Genomic DNA, 21,023 nt, shown 5'->3' on the forward strand with positions numbered 1-21,023 from the left:
CTAATCTATGCTTCTTATCATTAAACATATGCCTTGCGAGAATGATATAGACCCTGAAGTGCCTATAATTTCATTACTTGTAAAACGTGATGAGCCGAGTGATATTCGTTCATTTGTCGTTTCATATTTAACATGTCTCAATGTTACCTCTTCAATTGGTTGCTCGTGTGCGAAAAAAGACAAATAACGATACTGCTGATCAGCTTGAATTGTGTGCGTGCCAGGCACCAAAAACTGCAACAGATTTGCATGATTGATGATTCTCAACATGACATGAGGATGCTCTATCTGCAAACGATAAATTGAACGCACAGCAGCTTCATAATGATCTAGTCGCCCACCTGTAACGCCTGTTAGCACAATATCTGTCGGACCGTAAGTAAGCGCCTTTAATAGGGCTAAATCAGTATCTGTTTCATTTTTCTCCTCATGGAAACGCTGTGCATCATTTGTATGCTCAATGACTTGTTTAAACTCTACTTGAGATAATGAATCAAAATCCCCAACAATTGCATGAGGGGTAATCCCTTGCTCGATTAAATACAGTGCACCACGGTCAGCACCAATAAATATGACATCTTTACGCTCTTTAAATGGGGTTAAGGAACAAAGCTCCTCCCTTGGACCACCCGCACAAACGACAACAGTTGTCATTCTTTTATCGCAGCCTCACCAGCAGCTAATATTTCCTGTAATGCGGCTGTACGATCTTCTTTACTATAAATCGCCGAACCAGCTACAAAAATTGTTGCACCAGCTTTTGCACAAGGGATAATTGTTTCCGCATTAATGCCACCATCAATTTCAATAGCAATGTTTAGGTTTCGCTCTTTAATAATATGGGCTAAGGCCGCTACTTTAGGTACAACAGAGTGAATGAATTTCTGGCCACCAAAACCTGGATTCACTGTCATAAATAACACCATATCAATATCTTCTAAAACGTGTTGAATAGATTCTATCGGTGTATGTGGATTTAGCACTACACCAGGCTTTACACCATATGAACGGATTAATTGAATTGTACGGTGTAAATGACGACACGCTTCTACGTGTACCGTAATATAGTCCGCACCGGCTTTCGCAAATTGCTCTATATATTGATCTGGATTCTCAATCATTAAATGCACATCTAGTGGTAAATCTGTTAAAGGACGAATCGCATCTAACACGATGGCGCCAAATGAAATATTCGGCACAAAATGACCGTCCATAACATCAATATGAATGAGCTTTGCACCTGCTTGTTCTACTTCCTTTACTTCTTCTCCTAATTTAGCAAAATTTGCTGCTAAAATTGATGGTGCTATTTGTATCATTGTTAATACCTCGGCTTTCGATCCATTATTTCTTGCATAAATTGTTCATAATGCTTGTAGCGATAGTCACGGATTTCTCCTGCATCTACAGCTGCCTTAACCGCACATTTCGGTTCTTTCAAATGAAGACAACCTCTAAATTTACAGTCGTCTGCAATTCGAGCCATCTCGGGGAAACAGGCGCCTAACTGCTCTTTATCAATGTCATCAAAATCAAAGGAACTAAAACCGGGTGTATCCGCCAATAAACCGTCACAAACTTCTATTAGCTCGACATGGCGTGTTGTATGCTTCCCACGCCCTAAGCTTTGCGAAATAATACCTGTTTTTAAATTCAACTCCGGAATCAATGTATTCAGTAGAGTAGATTTCCCCACACCTGATTGCCCAGCTAATACAGATGTTTTTCCCTTTAAAATAGGCTGTAAACGCGCCACTAGTTCTTCCTCATCTTTGTAAGTTTGTAACACTGTATAGCCCATACGTTCGTAATCTTCTATATAACCCTGTAATTCAGTACGTTCGTTAGTTGTTAGTAAATCCATCTTCGTTAAACAAATAATCGGATGTACATCGAACGATTCTAGAACTACTAGAAATCGATCCAATAATATTGTATTAAAATTCGGTTCTTTTACAGAAAACACCAAAATGCCTTGGTCAATATTTGCAATTGGTGGGCGAACAAGTTCATTTTGTCGGTCGAGAATTTTTTGAATTGTACCATCCGAGCCTGCTGTCTCTAACGAATACTCTACCATATCACCAACGAGTGGAGATTCCCCACGGTTTCGAAACACTCCACGCCCGCGGCATTGAATCAGTTGTTTTCCATCGAATACATAATAATAACCACTTAATGCTTTACGAATTTGGCCTTGCGCCATCCAATTCCCCCTTAGTTCACATCATCATAGTCAAATTTTTCTTCAGCAATGATCTCAGAATCACGAATAATTTTATAAGCTACTTCTTCACCTTCCACAATCACAAACTGTAACTTGTATTCCTTCTCACTGCTAATAGTAAATTCGGCATAAGGCTGTGCCATTGTGTGATTTTTATCTTGAATTAAAATTCTTATTGACTGCTCCATACCTTCCTCTTTTGGCTCATATGGAATTAACACTGTCTTCACATAAGTTTTTACAGGCTTCTCTTCAGGCCCTTTACTTAACACAACAGCAATTGTATCACCTTCTACAAGGTTTGTACCTGCAGCTGGTTTTTGTGAAATCACAAGTCCTTTCGCTATTGTTGATGAATACTCTTCACGCTCTACTCGCCATTTTAAGCCTTCAGAATTTACGTAGTTATCTAGATCTGTTCTCGAGTATCCCACTACACTTCGCACTGAAATCGGTTTTTTACCCTGACTCACAGTAAAAATAACTTTTGTTTCTTTCGGCACAATTTTTGAATTTGCTGCCGGATCCTGGTCTATAATACGGCCTGCTTCTTCAGCTGAATACACATAATTTATATCAACATCCATAAATTTGTCATTTACCACAGCTTGAACTTGATCAATTTTTTGACCTTTATAATTTTCCATTGGTGATTTTGCCACACCTAAACTAACAATTAGATCAATTTCAGTATCTTTCACGCGCAACGTGCCCTCTGCAGGATCCGTTTCAATTACTTTGTCTTTTTCGATTTCTTCTGAGTTACGTTCCTGTTGCTCACCAACAACAAAACCATGCTTTTCTAATTCCTTTTTAGCTTCTTCAACAGTCATATTGGCCACATCAGGTACAGCTATTTTTTTCGGACTAAATAAATCCGTAGCGAATAAAACGAATAGGAATATAACAACTGCTGCCAAAAGAAGTCCACCTACAATAAACGGCCACTTTTTCTTTGTCTTTGGTTTAACAGGCTTAACTTTTTCCATGGGCTTTTTTGCTACTGGAATCGTTTGAGTGATGGGTTCCATTGCCCTTGTTTTTGTTAAATCCTCGTCCTTCCGAATAAATTGTTCTTTTATAATCGGAATAGCCTTTGTAATATCATTATCGATAGGCACCGTAAACTTTGGTTCATTGATTCTTGTTGGGGCCAGAACCGTCTCTAAATCTTCCTGCATTTCTTCTACAGTTGCATAACGATGCGATGCATCTTTGGCAGTAGCCTTCAATACAACATTTTCTAAACTTTGTGGAATCGTAGCATCAAAAGCGCGCACTGATGGTGTCTCTGTTTGCAAATGCTTAAGTGCGATGGAAACAGCTGATTCACCTGAAAATGGCAATTCCCCAGTTAATAATTCATATAATACAATGCCAAGCGCATAAATGTCTGATTTATTTGTTGCTGTGCCACCACGTGCCTGTTCTGGAGATAAATAATGTACAGTTCCTAGCACAGAATTTGTTTGTGTAAATGAAGTTGCACTTAGCGTCATCGCTATTCCAAAATCCGTTATTTTCACATTACCTTCAGCATCCATTAAGATGTTTTGTGGCTTAATATCACGATGAATAATATGATTTTCATGGGCATTGGCTATGGCCGATGTCAATTCCTTCATAATGTGCACACATCTAGCTGGTGAAATCGGTGCAAATTCTTGTATGTACTGCTTTAAAGTCTTTCCCTGAACATACTCCATAACAATATAATGTAAATCTCCATCGTCACCTACATCATAAATACTCACAATATTGGGATGTGTAAGACTTGTAACTGAAAGCGCCTCACGCTGAAAACGGCGATGTAATTCATCCTCATTGGTAAAATCATAGCGTAATACCTTAATTGCTACATCACGATTTAAAATCACATCATGAGCCAAATACACATTGGACATGCCTCCGCCACCAATGAGTTCCAAAATTTTATAGCGATCACTAATTCGTTTTCCTACAAGCATACTTACACCTCCTCATCTTGCCTTGTGAGTAATACGAGGGAGATATTGTCTTCCCCCCCGCTAGCATTTGCTAATTCCACAAGTTTTCGTCCTTTTTCTTCCATTAAATCTGGATAAGTAATAATCGATGCCATTTCATACACTGAAAGTTTATTACTTAAACCGTCAGAGCATACAAGTAAATACGATTCTGGTGCTAAATCTACTTCATAAAAGTCTGGTTCAATGGTTTCCTCTGTGCCAACAGCTTTCAAGATGAAATTTTTCTTCGGATGCGTCATCGCTTCCTCTTCACTTATTTCACCATTTTCTACCAAAACATTTACATATGAGTGATCTCTTGTTATTTGTTGTGCGCCATCATCAAAGAAATAATACACGCGACTATCACCAACATGTGCAATGAAGCAATGATAACCTTCGATTAACACGGCAATAAACGTTGTACCCATTCCTTTACAGTCTTCGTGTGATAAAGAATAGTCATAGATATTTGTATTTAACAGCTTAACTGTCTGTAATAGCCATTCTCTCTTTGTTGTTGTTGATGCAAAATGATGTGACTCTGCCTGTAAAAAAACGGTTTCCATCTGTTTCATTGCCATATCACTCGCTACATCGCCAGCATTATGACCACCCATGCCATCCGCTACAAGTGCTAGTGCTAGCCCATCTGGACGTTTAAAAAATGCAGCACGGTCTTCATTAATTGATCGTTTCAAACCAATATCACTTTCGACTGTGTATTTCATCACTGGTCACCTCGTCTCTTCAGATCTCTCTTGTGCACGTAATTGGCCACACGCAGCTGCTATATCAGAACCTTGCTCTCGGCGGATCGTTACGTTAATACCATTCTTCTTCAATGTTTTTTCAAAAGCAAAAATTTGACTACGAGACGTACGAACATAATCACGTTCTGGTACGTAGTTTACAGGAATTAAGTTCACATGGCATTTAATTCCTTTTATAAGTGCAGATAATTCTTCTGCAATTTCAACTGAATCATTTTCACCAGACATTAAACCGTACTCAAAACTAACACGTCGACCTGTTTTTTTTGTATAGTAGCGAACAGCTTCCATTAATTCTTCCAATTTATACGCACGTGCTATCGGCATTAACTTTTGACGTGCCTCTTGGTTTGGTGCATGTAGCGATACAGCAAAGTTAATTTGTAATTGCTCATCCGCAAATTGATAAATTTTCGGTACGATACCTGATGTCGATACTGTAATATGTCGGGCGCCAATATTTAAGCCTTTTTCATGATTGATGACTTTTAAGAAGTTCATCATCGCATCATAATTATCAAATGGCTCACCGATACCCATAATAACGATATGACTTACACGTTCGCCAACTTCATCCAACGTTTGTTGTACTTTCACGACTTGCTCAACGATTTCACCTGCTAATAAATGACGCTTTAATCCACCTAATGTAGACGCACAGAACGTACACCCAATACGGCAACCTACCTGCGTTGTGACACAAACGGAATTACCATATTCATGACGCATTAAAACTGTTTCGATTGAATAGCCATCTTGTAGTTGAAATAAAAACTTAATGGTACCATCTTTTGATTCTTGTTGAATAATTGTTGATAGTGTTGTTAAGGCAAAACTTGCCTCTAGTTTTTCACGTAAACCCTTTGATAGGTTAGACATTTCTTCAAAAGTTTTTACACGTTTATTGTATAACCAATCGAAAATTTGTGCTGCACGGAAGGGCTTTTCTCCATTGTCTTTAAGCCATTCTTCCAATTGCATTGGTTGTAATGAATAGACCGATTCTTTTAAATCTTCTTTTTCTTTTTTCGCACGTCTAACAGGCTTGTCTTCTACTTCTTCAACTAAGTCGTTAATACGTTCATTAAATTTCTCTTGATCCAGCATTACTGGGATTCTCCTTTTTTACGAAAAGCAGCGACGAAGAAACCATCACTACCAAAGTCTTGCGGGAAGACTTGAAGCATGCCATTTGCCTGCTTTTCCGCTAATTTTGTAGGTAAAGATTCTAGTTGTATTGCTTCCATTTCAGGATGCTCTCTTAAAAAGGCTTGTACTGTGCCTTCATTTTCTTGTTTGTCGACTGTGCATGTACTGTATACAAGTTTCCCTTCTTGCTTCAATACTTTTGACGCCGCATCCAAAAGCGCTAATTGGATTTTTTGCAGATTTTCTAAATCTTCCTCACGTTTTGTATATTTAATATCTGGCTTACGGCGCATAACACCTAAACCACTGCAAGGTGCATCGACTAACACTGCATCAAATGATGCCAATTGTAAGAATTCTGGTGCTTTACGTCCATCAATGGGTGCAGTCTCTACTATATTAAGGTCTAGACGTTCTGTATTATGGTCGATTAAATCTAATTTATGTGGATGTAAATCTGTTGCTAAAATGGAACCTTCATTATTCATTTTTTCGGCTAAATGTGTAGTTTTTCCACCGGGTGCTGCACACATATCTAAAACTCGCATACCTGCAGTTGGGTTCAAAACATTCGCTGGGATCATTGAACTCTCATCTTGAATCGTTATAAGTCCGTCTTTAAATGCTTGCGTGCGAGCAGGCTGGCCATTTGTTACATGTAAACACTCAGGTATAATGTCGCTTTGCTTTGCTGTTAAACCTTCTGCTTCTAGGCTTGCAATCGCTTGGTTCACTGTCGCCTTTGTTGTATTAACACGTACCGTTTGCACTGGCGGCACATTATTTTCATGGAGCATTTCTGTAGCTACTGCCATACCGTAATTTTCGACAAAGCGCTCTACTAGCCACTGTGGATGACTTGTTTCGATTGCAAGACGCTCAATTGGGTCTTTAATCTCGCTTGTAGGCTGCACGCCTTGTCGTAATATAGAACGTAAAACACCATTCACTGTAGATGCAATACCTTGGTGTCCACGACGTTTTGCAATTTCTACCGCTTCATTGACTGCAGCATGTGGTGGAATACGTGTTAAATAATGCATTTGGTATAAAGATAATCGTAATAGCCAGCGTACCCAATGATCTAATGTGCCGCGTATAAATGGTTCTAAATAAAAGTCGAGCGTCATTTTATATTGAAGTGTTCCATACGTAAGCTCTGTTAAGAGAGCACGGTCCTTCGTGTCTATTTTATGTCGCTTAATTGTTTCATGTAAAAGTAAATTACTATATGCTTGGTTTTTATCAACTGCTAATAAAATGGATAGTGCTGCATCACGCACATTACCATCCCAAATAACTACGCTTTTTTTACTCATTCAAACTGGTCCCCGATCTGTAATTTTGAACCGGTACCACGCAAATATTCCTCGGCAGTCATGCGTTTTTTACCAGCTGGTTGTACATCATAAAGTGCAAGTGCTGTTCCGTTCCCAGCCGCAACATCAAAATGGTCCTTTGCAATAGCTACGACAGTACCCGGTTTGACATCATGCATTGTTTGACCTACCCGGGCCCACCAAATTTTAAAATTACCTTCTTCAAATGTAGTATAAGCAACTGGCCACGGGTGAAGTCCTCGTACTTGGTTAAATAAAGACCTTGCATCCTTTGTCCAATCAATACGCTCTTGTTCACGCGAGATATTACTTGCAAATGTTATCTGTGCCTCGTCTTGTACTGTACGATTATTTGTACCATTTATAATAGAAGGAAGTGTATCTTTTAATAAATTACTTCCTACTACGCTTAACTTGTCGAATAAACTCCCCGTATGGTCATCCTCTTCAATTGGAATGGTCCTTTGTGAAATTATATCACCTGCATCCAACTTCTCAACCATATACATAATTGTGACACCTGTTTCTTTTTCACCATCAATAACTGCTTGATGAATTGGTGCACCACCACGATATTTCGGCAAAAGTGAGGCATGGACGTTTATGCATCCTAGGGATGGCGCCTCAAGCAAACTTTTCGGCAAAATTTGTCCAAATGCTGCCGTTACAACTAAGTCTGGTTGTAATGCAAGTATTTGCTGTAATTCTTCCGAACCACGAAGTTTTTCAGGTTGAATAACAGGTAATCCTAACTCTACTGCTGTTGCTTTCACTGCAGGTGGCGTTAACACACGTTTACGCCCAACTGGACGGTCTGGTTGTGTTACGACAGCCTTGATGTCATAGCCTTCATCATAAAGCATTCGTAATATTGGAGCGGAGAAATCAGGCGTGCCCATAAAAATAATTGACGTCATTTTATTCCTCCTCTTCAGCATACATTGCTTCTAGTTCTTCCTCTGTTAGAATACGTTTGATTTTTGTATCGAAAAGTATTCCATCTAGATGATCAATTTCATGTAAAATTGCTCGTGCATCGAAGCCACCAGCTTCTAGCTCATAAACACGACCCTCACGGTCACATGCCTCAATTTTCACATATTCTGGACGCTCAACTTCTCCATAGAGTCCAGGAAAGCTTAAACACCCTTCAATATCTACTTCAGCACCATCGGTCTTAATAACCGTTGGGTTAATCATTTCTAATATATCACGTTCCTCACCAAGCTCCACAATTGCCACACGTAACGCAACATCAATTTGCGGTGCAGCTATGCCAACACCATCATATTCCACCATTGTGTCATATAAATCATCTAGTAATGCAATGATGTTTTCGTTAATTTCGGAAACTTCCGCACATGGTGTTGATAATACTTTCGCTGGATGTTCTACAACTTTTTTAATCGCCATTTTCGTTCCTCATTTCTGCATTTAAGGCTCTCTTCGCCTTTTCTATATAGTAGACGGGTCTAAATCTACCGTCATTAAGATACCTTGTTTAATCCATTCCGCACGATACATCGCGAGTAAACGTTGTAATACCGGAATCAGATTTGGTTCAATTTTATATTTTATCAAACATTGATAGCGATATCTATTTTGGAGTCGACTGATGCTTGCCGTCGTTGGGCCAATAATCGCTACTTGATTCGACAAATTCCCACGAAGCCAATCCCCTGCTCGCCCTGCATACTCAGCCGCCATCAAAACGTCCTCATGTGATACTTGTACAAGTGCCACAAAATAATACGGAGGGTAGCCAGAACGACGTCGTATGAACATCTCTCGTTCATAAAATGGGTCGTAATCTTGTGTTTTCGCTAATTCAATCGCATAGTGCTCGGGTGTATACGTCTGAATAATGACTTCCCCAGGCTTTTCATGACGCCCAGCTCTTCCACTTACTTGTGTCAACAGTTGGAATGTGCGCTCAGCTGCCCGATAATCTGGTATATGCAGTGATGTATCTGCACTTAGGACACCAACAAGCGTAATATTAGGAAAATCAAGTCCTTTGGCAATCATTTGCGTACCAAGCAAGATATCTGCTTGTCCTTCCCCAAATGCTTGCAAAATCTCTTCATGTGCCCCTTTATGCTTGGTCGTATCAACATCCATCCGTAATACTCTCGCCTCTGGAAAAAGCTTATATATTTCTTCCTCTACTTTTTGTGTCCCTGTGCCAAAATAACGAATATGCTCACTTTGACATTGTGGACATATTTGTGGCACTTGTTCTTCATAGCCACAGTAATGGCATTTCAGCTTTTCCGTTGTTCGATGATAGGTCAACGAAATATCACAATTTGGACATTGCACTACCGTACCACAATCACGACACAGTACAAATGACGAGTAACCTCGACGATTTAGAAACAACACCATCTGCTCTTTCCGCTCAAGTCTCATACGTATACCTTCTACAAGCTGTTCAGAAAACATTGAGCGATTACCTTTTTGAAGTTCCTCTCGCATATCAGCTACAAAAACAGTTGGTAATGCTTGATTCATAGCTCTTTGCTTTAATGTTAATAGTGTATAAACTTCTTTTTTGGCACGTGCAAAAGATTCAAGTGCAGGTGTTGCACTGCCTAAAATTACAGGGCACTTGTAATATGCACTTCTCCAAATGGCTACGTCTCTCGCATGATAACGTGGGGAATCCTCTTGTTTGTAAGTTGATTCATGTTCCTCATCTAAAATAATGAGTCCCAAATTAGTAAAGGGTGCAAAAACGGCTGACCGTGCTCCAACGACTACACTCACTTTGCCTTGCTGAATTTTACGCCACTCATCATACTTCTCACCAACAGATAAACCACTATGCATCACAGCAACCATTTCACCAAAGCGACTACGGAAACGCTCCGTCATTTGGGGGGTTAAAGAAATTTCAGGCACTAGCATAATCGCTTCTTTGCCTTCTTCCAATACTTTTTGAATCGCCTGCAAATATACCTCTGTTTTCCCACTGCCGGTTACCCCTTGTAGTAAAAAAGTCGTTGCAGTTGGTGCTTCCATAGATTTTGTAATCGCATCTAAGGCAATAGCTTGTTCCTCAGTAAGTGTTAAGGAATGAGTCCGTGTAACATCCTTCGTAAAAGGGTCGCGGTAAACTTCTTCTTGGATAAAGCGAGCAGCACCCTTTTCAACCACAGACTGCAATACTGCGGAGGATACACCTGTTTCCTCATAAATTTGCTGTGGCTTTAATACCTCACCAAGATGTCCACGCATCCAATCTATAAGTGTACGTTGCTTAACAGCTCTTGTAGCCTCCCGTAATGCTACATCCAAATTTTTTATGTCGTCTGTAACTTTCACCATACGAACTTCTTTCACATTTCCTTGTTGCTTAACGACATTGTCAATTTTCACGAGTTGATTTTCAATAAGTTCCTTTAATAACGGTAGTAATCCAAGCTTTTCAAACTCCTTGAAATTAACCTGTCGACGCTTACCAAAAATCGCTTGTGCCTCTTCCGGCAATATAGCATTGTCGTCCTGCAAATTGACGATTTTTTCATATTTTGCACGAAGGGCAGACGGGAGCATGACTTGCAAAGCATCAATCTCGTAGCATATTGTTTCAGTTTTCAGCCACTTTGCTAAGGACAGCATTTCTGCCGTTAATACAGGTTCCATATCTAAAATATGAGAGATTGGCTTTATCTTATTTGCTGGCACATCCGTATCATTTTTTAAGCCCACTACAAAGCCTTGAACATTTCTTGGGCCAAATGGGACCTTCACGCGACTCCCCGCTTCAATAACATTGGCCCATTCTGAAGGTACCGCATAGTCAAACGGTCGATCAACATGATAGGTCGGAACATCGACGATGACCTCTGCAACAGAAAAACTCATTTGGCCTCACCTTGTAATACGTATGTCCACAAAGATTTGGCAAATTGCTCTGCATTCGTCACTACCATTACCTGTCCACTTACTTCAGCCTTGTCACTAAAATCAATCCAGTCCTGTGATACGACTGTCAGTATCGCTTTACCAATAACCTCTTGTCCAAAAGTAACTGCTCTTGTTCCTTCAATAGACAATTTAGGCGTCCCCTCAATAGTAGGTGTATTTGCCGCATGAATAAAAAATGCATCTGGATGTTGATTCTTATAATGTTCTAGCTCATCAATAAGTTCATATATATCCGCTCCATGCTCGCCTACAAGGAATGCATTGGCGCCAAGTGCTTTTGCCTCTTCAACTAAAGCCACACCTATTTTACCGTTGGCTTTAGTACGAATAACATGTTGATTATCCATTGAAACAGAGACAGCACCAGCAGTCACGAGCACTGTTTTACCTGCAAGCGGCTGTGATTTAGGAGAAAAAAAACCTTTGACAAGCGCTGTAATTTTTTCTGGCTCTTCTAAACGACCTCTACCGACATAACCACATGCTAAAAATCCTTCCGACGGTTCAATAAATTGATAGCCATCTGCCGCAAGTTGTGCCAAATTCCGTTTTACGGCGGGATGATCGTACATATGCACATTCATAGCTGGTGCAATCCACACAGGGGCAGTTGTTGCAAGTAAGGTCGTAGTGACCATATCATCTGCGATACCATTCGCTAATTTACCAATGACATTTGCTGTTGCAGGTGCCACTAAAATTAAGTCTGCCCAATCCGCTAGATCAATGTGGGCAATCACATGTGAATCTTTTTCATCAAATGTATCGAAAAAGACATCATTTTTTGACATGACCTGAAAGCTCAATGGATTGACAAATTGGCGTGCCGACGCTGTCATCATCACCTTCACATTTGCACCTGCCTGAGATAGCTTACTAACAAGTGCTACCGCCTTATAGACAGCAATCCCACCTGAAACACAAAGTAAAATGTTTTTATTCATATACGATGTCGTCCTTTCAAACGATAAGCTCCCAAAGGAGGATTCCTCGGGAGCTCTCGGCGTTCTGTATAAAGAAAAAATTAAATCAGAGGACGATGCGAATGTTGCGATTTGGCAACACCATTTTGCAATCCCTCCATCTCCTCCGATTATTTGATGAGGCCCTCCGGATACAAATCACACTTTTGTTACCACATTAAACTTAAGTATGTGTTCGTTAATCGGGCACAAATGGGTGCTGAGTATCTCACTGACACGCCCATTGTATGGCTGTGGCTATTTTGGCATTCGTTGATATAGAATACCTGAAAACTCCTGAGTCAACATTAGATTTCGTCTTCGTACACAGCCGACTCGTCTTGCGATACTTTTGTAAGTACACCCGCAGCCACTTCTTCAAGCGCTTTTCCTACATATTTATAGGATACGTATTTGTGTAAACGTTCTGTACCATCTTCCTCTTGCATTTGGCGAGCGCGTTTAGAAGCTAAGCTCACTAAAGAATACTTTGAATCAATTTCTTTTTTTAAGGCATCTACTGATGGGTATAACATAGGTTTATTCTCCTCTCAACATTGACAAATATCTTTTTTCGACACGTTCTCTACGACAATGTTCTGCTTTAATTATAGCATTGATGCGGTCACAGGCATTTGTTACTTCATCATTCTCAACAACATAATCATATAAACTCATCATTTCAAGTTCTTCGCTTGCGGTTGCAATACGCTTCGCAATAACATCTGCTGTTTCTGTCCCACGACCTACTAAACGATCCTTTAATTCCGTTAAACTTGGTGGTGCTAAGAAAATAAATAAGGCATCTGGTGCCTTTTCACGAATTTGCGCAGCACCCTGCACTTCGATTTCTAAAAACACATCGCGCCCTGCATCAAGTGTCTCATTTACATAGGTTAACGGTGTACCGTAGTAATTACCTACAAATTCAGCATGCTCTAATAAGCCGCCTTGTTCAATTAACGCTTCAAATTCAACTCGCGTCTTGAAAAAATAGTCTACACCATCTACTTCACCTTCGCGAGGATTTCGTGTTGTCATCGAGATGGAATACTCATAATTCGTATTCGGCTGAGAAAATAATTCTTTACGCACTGTTCCTTTACCTACACCAGATGGGCCAGACAGAACAATTAATAATCCACGTTCTTTTATCATTTATTCTCTATATCTCCCTTAATTTATAACAGATGCAAGCGTATTATTCGATATTTTGAACTTGCTCACGCATCTTTTCTAAGATTGTTTTTGCTTGAACAACCGCTACAGAGGCTTCTGTTGATTGGTTTTTTGAACCAATCGTATTAATTTCGCGGTGTATTTCCTGCATTAAAAAGTCTAACTTCCGACCAACCGAAACCGTTTCAATTAACGTTTCTTCCAACTGTCCAAAGTGGCTGTCTAATCGGTCTAATTCTTCGCTAATATCCACACGTTCTGCAAATATTGCTACTTCTGCAAGCAAACGCTCTTCTAGCAATGCTCCATTCGCTACCTCTGCAATTCGTTCCAGTAACCGCGTACGATATTTTTCAACAGCAAGTGGGGCGTATGAACGTATTTGGTTCACCTGTTCCATTAACTGTTCTTTATATTGTAAAACGACTTCTTGCAACTCTTGCCCTTCGCGCTCGCGCATTTGTAACAGCTGATTAATGGCTTCAGCAATGGCCTCTTCGACAGCGCTCAGTAAATCCTCTGGCGTTAGCTGCGGTTTTTCTTGTACTAGAGCTTGCTCAAGCGATAATAGCTCTTGCATCGTCCATTTCTCTTCAAGTGGTACTTTACTTGCTAATTGTTCTTTTGCCTTACGATACGCTTCAATTAATGACCAATTAATTTCAATAGATTGCTCGACGTTTTCCAAGTCTTTCACATTCACCATTACGTCAATTTTGCCGCGTGACAAAGCTTGTGTAATCAATTTTTTCGCAAAAATTTCTGCTTCAAGCCATTCTTTCGGAAATTTTGCATGGATTTCTAAAAAACGATGGTTGACCGAGCGCATTTCTACGGTTAATTGAAAGTCTCTTGTTGTTGTGACACCTCTGCCAAAACCAGTCATACTACGCACCAAGGTTCGTCACACCTTTCTTTGCATACTGGGATTATTATAACATAAGCTCTGCCATTTATGACGTCTCACCATAAAAAATTACATCATTTCGCCTTGGCGTAATTGCGTCCAGATTTTGAATTGTGCGGGCACAATTCATTCCTTTCAAAATCCGCGACATCCGCCGGAGGCTCTATCTTCATTCAGCAGGTGTTTAGACACCCACTGAAAAAGAACCACATCCGCATTCATCTCACCACCTTTAGAGGTGAGAGTCTTCTGCTGAATGAAGATAGAGCAAAAGGTAATTCTACCACATTTGAAGCTATAATTTAATATTCACCTAAAAAATGCTATGATAAACATACGAAAAGAGCATTCTTACCGCTTATGGCGGTTACATTGTCTTTTACGCTGGACAAAGTGCATGCGATAGATACTTGTGAACACAAAAGGATTGGCAATTCAGGTCACCAGATGACCTATTCGCTAGTCCAAGAGCACTCAGTTACAGCAAGCACCGGCACCAAAAAAATCACAAAAGAAATACAATGATGTGTTGCATCATTGGAAAGAGGAATTCATATGGCATTTGATGGCTTATTTACGTATTCGATGACAGCAGACCTTCAGCAATTAGTGGCAGGTCGCATAACTAAAATACATCAACCGAACGCTCAAGAGGTTGTCTTACAAATCCGTGCGAATGGTGGAAATCACAAATTACTGTTTTCCATTCACCCATCGTATGCACGTATCCACCTTACTGGGCAGACGATAGAAAACCCTGCAGAACCCCCAATGTTTTGCATGCTTTTACGTAAGCATCTTGAAGGTGGTTTTATTGCTTCTATTAAACAGCATGATTTTGATCGCATTATTATAGTAGAAATTGAAAGTAAAAATGAAATTGGCGATCCAATTGTACGTGAACTGCATGCAGAAATTATGGGCCGTCATAGTAATCTGCTATTAATAGATAAGGAACAGAAGAAAATTATTGATAGCCTAAAGCATTTATCTCCTTCCGTGAATAGTTTTCGAACGGTATTACCAGGACAGCCCTATATCGCACCACCTGCACAAAATAAATGGCATCCTTTAACAGTTACGGATGAACAAGTAACAGCGTTTTTCTCTGAACAGCTAACAGCAAAGGATGTAGTTTCTCAATTTGTCGGCTTCTCTCCGTTACATGCTGAAGAATTATTATTTCGTATCACAGCATCACCAAATGTAGTAACGTGCTTCAAAGAGTTTATGGCATTATTTAATGATGGTGGAAATGAACCAATGTATGTACTAGCCAATAACAAAACTTATTTCTCCCCGATTGCGTTAACACACTTGCAGGGTGAAGCGACAGTATATCCGAATGTACACGAACTATTAGACCGTGTTTTTTTTGCACGTGCAGAACGTGACCGTGTTAAACAACAAGCGGGTGATTTAGAACGTTGGCTACAAAATGAAATTGATAAATTAACTTTAAAAACGAAAAAATTAAATAAAGATTATGAGCGTGCCTCAAAACTAGATCAATTTCAATTGTATGGCGAACTATTAATGGCCAATATATATGCCTTTGAAAAAGGTATAAAGGAAGTAACTGTCACAAACTATTACAGTGAAACTGCCGAGCAAATTACCATACCTATCAGTGAGCGTAAAACACCGATTGAAAATGCACAAAGTTATTACACAAAGTATACAAAAGCAAAAAATGCACTGATTATGGTCAAGGAACAACTGGAAAAAACAAAAGAGGAAATTGCGTATTTTGAAATGCTTGCACAGCAAGTACAACAAGCTTCACCTGGAGATATTGAGGAAATACGAGAGGAATTAGCAGAACAAGGTTATTTAAAAATGCGTCACGCTAAGAAAAAGAAAAAACAATCGAAGCCAGAGCCGGAACGTTATATATCATCAACAGGTGTGCAAATCTCTGTCGGAAAAAACAACAAGCAAAATGATATGCTGACATTTAAAATTGCTAGACGTACAGATATCTGGCTGCATACTAAAGATATACCTGGCTCTCATGTCGTTATACATGCTAGCGAGCCAGATGATACGACCTTACGAGAAGCAGCAACACTAGCTGCATACTTTTCAAAAGCTCGAGACTCCTCATCAGTGCCGGTAGATTACACAGAAATACGACAAGTGAAAAAACCAAATGGCGCTAAACCTGGTTTTGTTATTTATTTTGAACAGAAAACACTATTCATCGATCCAGATGAAGCTGTCATTTTGCAGTTAAAAAAACAGTCTTAAAGTGTGAAAATACGATGCATTTTGCATCGTATTTTTCTTTTTAATTAACTCCTATGTAATCAGCACTAGACAACTATATAAAAATAGATTCCCTTATGGTTTCCTCAGTCGTTGTTTCCTAATTGATATTACGCGCAAAAAAAATTGTGAACAATCTGCACTGTTTATGCAAACCTTTATTGACTTAACCTCTTGTCAAAGCTAAATTTAATTCAAATTAGTAATATAAGAAAGGGCGTATACAATATGTCTGTAGGCAAAAAATTAAGCTTAGGTTTTTTCTCGATTATACTCACTTTATTTATTTCTTTAGTTATTCTGTTTTTACAATTTTCAAATATCGAGAAAAAAGTAGAAAATGCACTAGATAACCGTGTTGCCCTCGTCGAGCTAGCAGATAATATCCAATTTGAGCTAGCCATGCAAGGACTATTCATTCGTGCAATGTTTATTGAGGATACGGTCAACAATAAAGAGAACTTTGAAAATTACTCAACTATGTTGGATAAACACGTTGCAGAGATGATGGAAAAATCCGATTCTGCTCAAATGGACGTATTTGCAAAAGATCTCAATACATACAATGATGCCTTTAATGAAGCGGCTGATCAGGCCATTAATCTACATGATGCTGGTCGATTAGATGAAGCTTTACAAATTGTAAATGGTGGTGCCCAACTAGCAAACAAAGGACTATTAGAGGTGTCAGATGAAATTGTAGCTTACCAAAAAACCCAATTAAGTAAGGTAACTGAAGCGTCTAAACAAGCAGTAAAAAGCGCTCAAATAATTTCGGTTATTGCACTTGTAATCGGAGTAAGTCTTGGATTATTCCTTGTCTTTTTTGTACAACGCACGATTTCTCGTCCTTTAAAAACAGTTGTAGCCGCTGCCAACAATATCTCGAATGGTGAATTATTCCACAAAGATATTTCCTTCCAATCTAAAGATGAAATCGGCCAACTCGCTGTGGCTTTTAATTCTATGAAAGGTAATTTACGAAGCCTATTAGCACATATCCAAGGTAATTCAGAGCATTTAACAGCTTCTGCTGAAGAACTCACTGCTTCTACAGAAGAAATTGCTGCGACCAACGATGAGGTGACAGTACGCATTGGTGAAACAGCCGAAGCTGCGGCGACTGCTACAACAGCAGCCAATGAATGTGCACATGCAATGGATGAAACGGCAACAGGTGTACAACGTATTGCTGAAGCAACCCAACAACTTCACACTAGTGCAGTTGAAACATCTGAAGTGGCGAACATTGGTAATACAGCAATCGAAGAAGCACAGCAACAAATGAACGTAATTTATGATTCTACGCAAATTATTAATAACCTCGTACAAAAGTTGAGTAAGCAATCCGAAGAAATAAGCAATATTACAGCAGTGATTACTTCAATTACCGATCAAACCAATTTACTTGCACTAAATGCAGCAATCGAAGCTGCACGTGCTGGTGAACACGGGAAAGGCTTTGCTGTCGTAGCTGACGAAGTTCGTAAGTTAGCTGAAGAATCGAAGCAATCAGCTAATCAGATTGTTGCGTTAACTCAAGATATTCAACAGGATACGCAAAATGTGGAAAATGCAGTAAGTGACGGTCTCCAATCTGTAACAGATGGTGTGAAGATTATCAGCAATGCTGGTCAAGCCTTTGAATCAATCGTCACAGCGATTAGTTCTATGACAGATCAAATTGAAGATATTTCCGCCACATCCGAAGAAATTTCCGCCAGTGCCGAACAAGTGGCTGCATCTGTCGCTGAAATTGCACACGGAGCTTCTACAAGTGCAAGCCATACACAAATTGTTGCGGACGCTATGAAAGAACAAGCCGATACAATGCAACAAGTAAACTTCGTTGCAACAGATTTAAGTGAAAAATCTTTAGATTTACAAAGCCAAATAAATCAATTTAAGCTTTAAGCAAAAAAAGCTGCGCATTTCATCCAATGAAATGCGCATTTTTTATATGATGTATGTTAAAAATACCCCCTCCAAATTATTTCAAAAAAATATAATCTGCTATTTCCCGTCTTTAAATAATGTATTTTTTCTTAAAAATAGTACGTTTTTTTCTTATATTTTCTTTAATCTCCTTTTTTATCATTTTAAAAGCATAATCCTAGATAAATACAAAACAAGATTCTTATATATCATTAATAGATAATATTATTCAGGTTTTTCGATAAGGTGTTACAAAAAAATCCGCAATAAAAAAACCAAAAAACTTAGTTTTACAAAGATTTTCTACAAAACTATATAAATTTCTTAAGGTATTACAACCGTGACTTTTGATTCATTTTTCAAACAGTGATAATATTATCAAAAAAATAGGAATTTTCCGTATAGTAAGTCATTTTTTCGTTTTTATTTTATTTTTGATATTTGAAGTTAGAATTTATCAAATTTTCATCATTTAATCACTTTCGTTCATTAAAGTGGTAAATCGAAGAAAATTATTATTCTTGGCAATGTCAGATAATACTATATAAATTTGAATCTTTTTTATTTTGTACACAATGACTTTTTTGGTATATTAAATAGGAGCTTCACAAAAGGCTTAAAAATTGTATAAGGGGGATTCACATGAATAAGAACAAAAAGTTTTTATTACTAACAGTCCTTGCAGTATTTTCTTTAGTACTTGCTGCATGCGGCTTCGGGGGAGATTCGTCAGATAATTCAAAAGACGGTAAAAAAGATTCTGGTTCATCAGAAACTGCTTCTTCTAAAGAGTTAAATTTAGTTGTAGCTTCTGAACCACCATCTTTACATCCACAACTTGCAACAGATTCTACATCTAGTGCAGTCTTAATTAATGTATTTGAAGGTCTAACTCGTTTAGATGCTGATGGCAAACCAACTCCAGCGATTGCTGAAAAATGGGACGTAAGTGAAGATGGTTTAACTTACACTTTCAATTTACGTGATGCAAAATGGACAAACGGAGATCCAGTAGTAGCTGGCGATTTCGTATATGCTTGGAAATGGGCTTTAAATCCAGAAAACTTATCTGAGTACGCTTCTGTATTTTACCCAATCAAAGGCGCTGAAGCTTATAATTTAGGCGAAGGTTCTGCTGATGATGTAGCAATTAAAGCTGAAGATGATAAAACTTTAGTTATTACTCTAGCAAACCCAACTGCTTACTTCTTAGAATTAACAGCATTCAAAACTTACCTACCTGTTAACCAAAAAGTTGTAGAAGGTAATGACGAGTGGTACACAGATGCTGGTGAAAACTATGTAACAAACGGTCCTTTCACGTTAGATGATTGGAAACACAATGATTCATTAGTACTTAAGAAAAACGCTGATTACTGGGATGCTGCGAATGTAGCATTAGAAACAGTAAATATCGGTATGGTTGAAAACGAATCAACTGCTGTTACTATGTTTAAAAAGGGTGAAATCGATTATTTAGGTTCTCCTTACCAAACTGTAGCTCTTGATGCTATTGACGGTTTCAAAGCTGATAAATCTTTACAAATTGCTGACTATGCAGCGATTTACTGGTACAAATTCAATACAAAAGATAAAATTACTGGAAACGCTAACATTCGTAAGGCGTTAACTTTAGCAATCGATCGTCAAGGTTTAATTGACAACATTACTAAAGGTGAACAAAAACCTGCATTAGGTATGGTTCCAGCTGCGATCTCTGGCTTTGAAGAAGACCGTGGTTATTACAAAGATAACGATATGGAAGGTGCAAAAGCTGCACTTGAAGCTGGTATGAAAGAGCTTGGCATTACTGATCCAAGTCAAATTAAAATCAATGTTTCATTTAATACATCTGAAGCACACGCTGCTATCGCTCAATACATCCAAGAAGGATGGAGCAAAAACTTAGGTATTACTGTTGGTCTTGATAACTCAGAATGGCAAGTTTACTTAGAGAAACTTAATGTTCTAGATTACCAAGTTGGCCGTATGGGCTGGATCGCTGACTACAACGATGCATACACATTCTTAGAAATGTATGACACAGCTGAGAACGGTAACAATGATACTGGTTGGGAAAATGCTCAATTCAAAGATTTATTGAAACAATCTGTCGCTGAAATTGATCCTGCTAAACGTCTTGAACATTTAAAACAAGCAGAAGCAATTGCTATGACTGAATTACCAATTGCACCAATTTATTACTACACTAACCTTTATGTGAAGAATGATAAGGTACAAAATATGGCTCCTGACCGCATTGGTAATATCCAACTTAAATCAGTTGACATTAAATAATTCAGATTTTTTAAAATTAAGTATTATTTTGTAAAGCTCTACAGCGAAGAGCTGCCTCGTAGTC

Annotated in this window: 17 protein-coding genes; 3 read left to right on the forward strand and 14 right to left on the reverse strand. The window is 38.8% G+C overall.

Annotated elements, in window-relative coordinates; all coding sequences use genetic code 11:
• The 14 genes from C9J35_RS01335 to C9J35_RS01400 all read right to left on the reverse strand — a co-directional run bounded on the left by C9J35_RS01335 (position 1) and on the right by C9J35_RS01400 (position 14,449).
• Entirely contained in the window at positions 1-654 is a 654-nt protein-coding gene (locus tag C9J35_RS01335; RefSeq protein WP_107923110.1) for a thiamine diphosphokinase, read from the reverse strand.
• Complete coding sequence (rpe, locus tag C9J35_RS01340) at positions 651-1,319, reverse strand: ribulose-phosphate 3-epimerase (RefSeq protein ID WP_054767121.1); 669 nt, start codon at positions 1,317-1,319, stop codon at positions 651-653. The genes C9J35_RS01335 and rpe overlap by 4 nt, the downstream gene beginning before the upstream one ends.
• A 2-nt stretch (positions 1,320-1,321) precedes the next feature.
• Complete coding sequence (gene rsgA, locus C9J35_RS01345; RefSeq protein WP_107923111.1) at positions 1,322-2,206, reverse strand: ribosome small subunit-dependent GTPase A; 885 nt, start codon at positions 2,204-2,206, stop codon at positions 1,322-1,324.
• An 11-nt stretch (positions 2,207-2,217) separates the two neighbouring features.
• A complete protein-coding gene (gene pknB, locus C9J35_RS01350; protein WP_107923112.1) occupies positions 2,218-4,194 on the reverse strand; it encodes a Stk1 family PASTA domain-containing Ser/Thr kinase in 1,977 nt (658 codons plus the stop codon).
• A gap of 2 nt (positions 4,195-4,196) precedes the next feature.
• Positions 4,197-4,946: a Stp1/IreP family PP2C-type Ser/Thr phosphatase gene (locus C9J35_RS01355; RefSeq protein ID WP_107923113.1), complete on the reverse strand. Its 750-nt coding sequence runs from the start codon at positions 4,944-4,946 to the stop codon at positions 4,197-4,199.
• 6 nt (positions 4,947-4,952) lie between these two features.
• Complete coding sequence (gene rlmN / locus C9J35_RS01360) at positions 4,953-6,095, reverse strand: dual-specificity RNA methyltransferase RlmN (protein ID WP_153062511.1); 1,143 nt, start codon at positions 6,093-6,095, stop codon at positions 4,953-4,955.
• The gene (rsmB, locus tag C9J35_RS01365) at positions 6,095-7,456 is read right to left on the reverse strand and encodes a 16S rRNA (cytosine(967)-C(5))-methyltransferase RsmB (RefSeq protein ID WP_107923114.1); all 1,362 of its coding nucleotides are present in this window, start codon (positions 7,454-7,456) and stop codon (positions 6,095-6,097) included. Before rsmB ends, rlmN begins: the two co-directional genes overlap by 1 nt.
• Positions 7,453-8,394, reverse strand: a complete 942-nt coding sequence (fmt, locus tag C9J35_RS01370; protein WP_107923115.1) for a methionyl-tRNA formyltransferase — start codon at positions 8,392-8,394, stop codon at positions 7,453-7,455. The genes rsmB and fmt overlap by 4 nt, the downstream gene beginning before the upstream one ends.
• A 1-nt stretch (position 8,395) precedes the next feature.
• Entirely contained in the window at positions 8,396-8,890 is a 495-nt protein-coding gene (gene def, locus C9J35_RS01375; protein ID WP_107923116.1) for a peptide deformylase, read from the reverse strand.
• Positions 8,891-8,932: 42 nt separating this feature from the next.
• Entirely contained in the window at positions 8,933-11,347 is a 2,415-nt protein-coding gene (gene priA / locus C9J35_RS01380; RefSeq protein ID WP_107923117.1) for a primosomal protein N', read from the reverse strand.
• A complete protein-coding gene (gene coaBC / locus C9J35_RS01385) occupies positions 11,344-12,354 on the reverse strand; it encodes a bifunctional phosphopantothenoylcysteine decarboxylase/phosphopantothenate--cysteine ligase CoaBC (protein WP_107923118.1) in 1,011 nt (336 codons plus the stop codon). Before coaBC ends, priA begins: the two co-directional genes overlap by 4 nt.
• 326 nt (positions 12,355-12,680) lie before the next feature.
• Complete coding sequence (gene rpoZ / locus C9J35_RS01390) at positions 12,681-12,908, reverse strand: DNA-directed RNA polymerase subunit omega (protein WP_107923119.1); 228 nt, start codon at positions 12,906-12,908, stop codon at positions 12,681-12,683.
• A 4-nt stretch (positions 12,909-12,912) separates the two neighbouring features.
• Positions 12,913-13,530, reverse strand: coding sequence for a guanylate kinase (gene gmk / locus C9J35_RS01395; RefSeq protein ID WP_107923120.1), 618 nt, complete (start codon positions 13,528-13,530; stop codon positions 12,913-12,915).
• Between the two features lie 43 nt (positions 13,531-13,573).
• Positions 13,574-14,449, reverse strand: a complete 876-nt coding sequence (locus C9J35_RS01400) for a YicC/YloC family endoribonuclease (protein WP_107923121.1) — start codon at positions 14,447-14,449, stop codon at positions 13,574-13,576.
• Between the two features lie 564 nt (positions 14,450-15,013).
• On the opposite strand from C9J35_RS01400, the gene C9J35_RS01405 reads away from it, so the two are divergent.
• The 3 genes from C9J35_RS01405 to C9J35_RS01415 all read left to right on the forward strand — a co-directional run bounded on the left by C9J35_RS01405 (position 15,014) and on the right by C9J35_RS01415 (position 20,959).
• On the forward strand, positions 15,014-16,708 hold the full coding sequence (locus C9J35_RS01405; protein ID WP_107923122.1) for an Rqc2 family fibronectin-binding protein: 1,695 nt from the start codon (positions 15,014-15,016) through the stop codon (positions 16,706-16,708).
• Between the two features lie 246 nt (positions 16,709-16,954).
• On the forward strand, positions 16,955-18,640 hold the full coding sequence (locus C9J35_RS01410) for a methyl-accepting chemotaxis protein (RefSeq protein ID WP_107923123.1): 1,686 nt from the start codon (positions 16,955-16,957) through the stop codon (positions 18,638-18,640).
• Between the two features lie 663 nt (positions 18,641-19,303).
• The gene (locus C9J35_RS01415; RefSeq protein WP_107923124.1) at positions 19,304-20,959 is read left to right on the forward strand and encodes a peptide ABC transporter substrate-binding protein; all 1,656 of its coding nucleotides are present in this window, start codon (positions 19,304-19,306) and stop codon (positions 20,957-20,959) included.
• The last annotated feature ends 64 nt before the right edge of the window (positions 20,960-21,023 follow it).

The organism is Lysinibacillus parviboronicapiens (assembly GCF_003049575.1).
Taxonomy (GTDB): Bacteria; Bacillota; Bacilli; order Bacillales_A; family Planococcaceae; genus Lysinibacillus; species Lysinibacillus parviboronicapiens.

Excerpts from the sequence above, each read along its gene's own strand:
- C9J35_RS01405 (WP_107923122.1), top strand. The coding sequence starts at position 15,014 with ATGGCATTTGATGGCTTATTTACGTATTCGATGACAGCAGACCTTCAG.
- priA (WP_107923117.1), bottom strand. The coding sequence starts at position 11,347 with ATGAGTTTTTCTGTTGCAGAGGTCATCGTCGATGTTCCGACCTATCAT.
- rsmB (WP_107923114.1), bottom strand. The coding sequence starts at position 7,456 with ATGAGTAAAAAAAGCGTAGTTATTTGGGATGGTAATGTGCGTGATGCA.
- rlmN (WP_153062511.1), bottom strand. The coding sequence starts at position 6,095 with ATGCTGGATCAAGAGAAATTTAATGAACGTATTAACGACTTAGTTGAA.
- rpe (WP_054767121.1), bottom strand. The coding sequence starts at position 1,319 with ATGATACAAATAGCACCATCAATTTTAGCAGCAAATTTTGCTAAATTA.
- C9J35_RS01335 (WP_107923110.1), bottom strand. The coding sequence starts at position 654 with ATGACAACTGTTGTCGTTTGTGCGGGTGGTCCAAGGGAGGAGCTTTGT.
- pknB (WP_107923112.1), bottom strand. The coding sequence starts at position 4,194 with ATGCTTGTAGGAAAACGAATTAGTGATCGCTATAAAATTTTGGAACTC.
- rsgA (WP_107923111.1), bottom strand. The coding sequence starts at position 2,206 with ATGGCGCAAGGCCAAATTCGTAAAGCATTAAGTGGTTATTATTATGTA.
- coaBC (WP_107923118.1), bottom strand. The coding sequence starts at position 12,354 with ATGAATAAAAACATTTTACTTTGTGTTTCAGGTGGGATTGCTGTCTAT.
- rpoZ (WP_107923119.1), bottom strand. The coding sequence starts at position 12,908 with ATGTTATACCCATCAGTAGATGCCTTAAAAAAAGAAATTGATTCAAAG.
- C9J35_RS01415 (WP_107923124.1), top strand. The coding sequence starts at position 19,304 with ATGAATAAGAACAAAAAGTTTTTATTACTAACAGTCCTTGCAGTATTT.
- def (WP_107923116.1), bottom strand. The coding sequence starts at position 8,890 with ATGGCGATTAAAAAAGTTGTAGAACATCCAGCGAAAGTATTATCAACA.
- C9J35_RS01355 (WP_107923113.1), bottom strand. The coding sequence starts at position 4,946 with ATGAAATACACAGTCGAAAGTGATATTGGTTTGAAACGATCAATTAAT.
- fmt (WP_107923115.1), bottom strand. The coding sequence starts at position 8,394 with ATGACGTCAATTATTTTTATGGGCACGCCTGATTTCTCCGCTCCAATA.
- C9J35_RS01410 (WP_107923123.1), top strand. The coding sequence starts at position 16,955 with ATGTCTGTAGGCAAAAAATTAAGCTTAGGTTTTTTCTCGATTATACTC.
- gmk (WP_107923120.1), bottom strand. The coding sequence starts at position 13,530 with ATGATAAAAGAACGTGGATTATTAATTGTTCTGTCTGGCCCATCTGGT.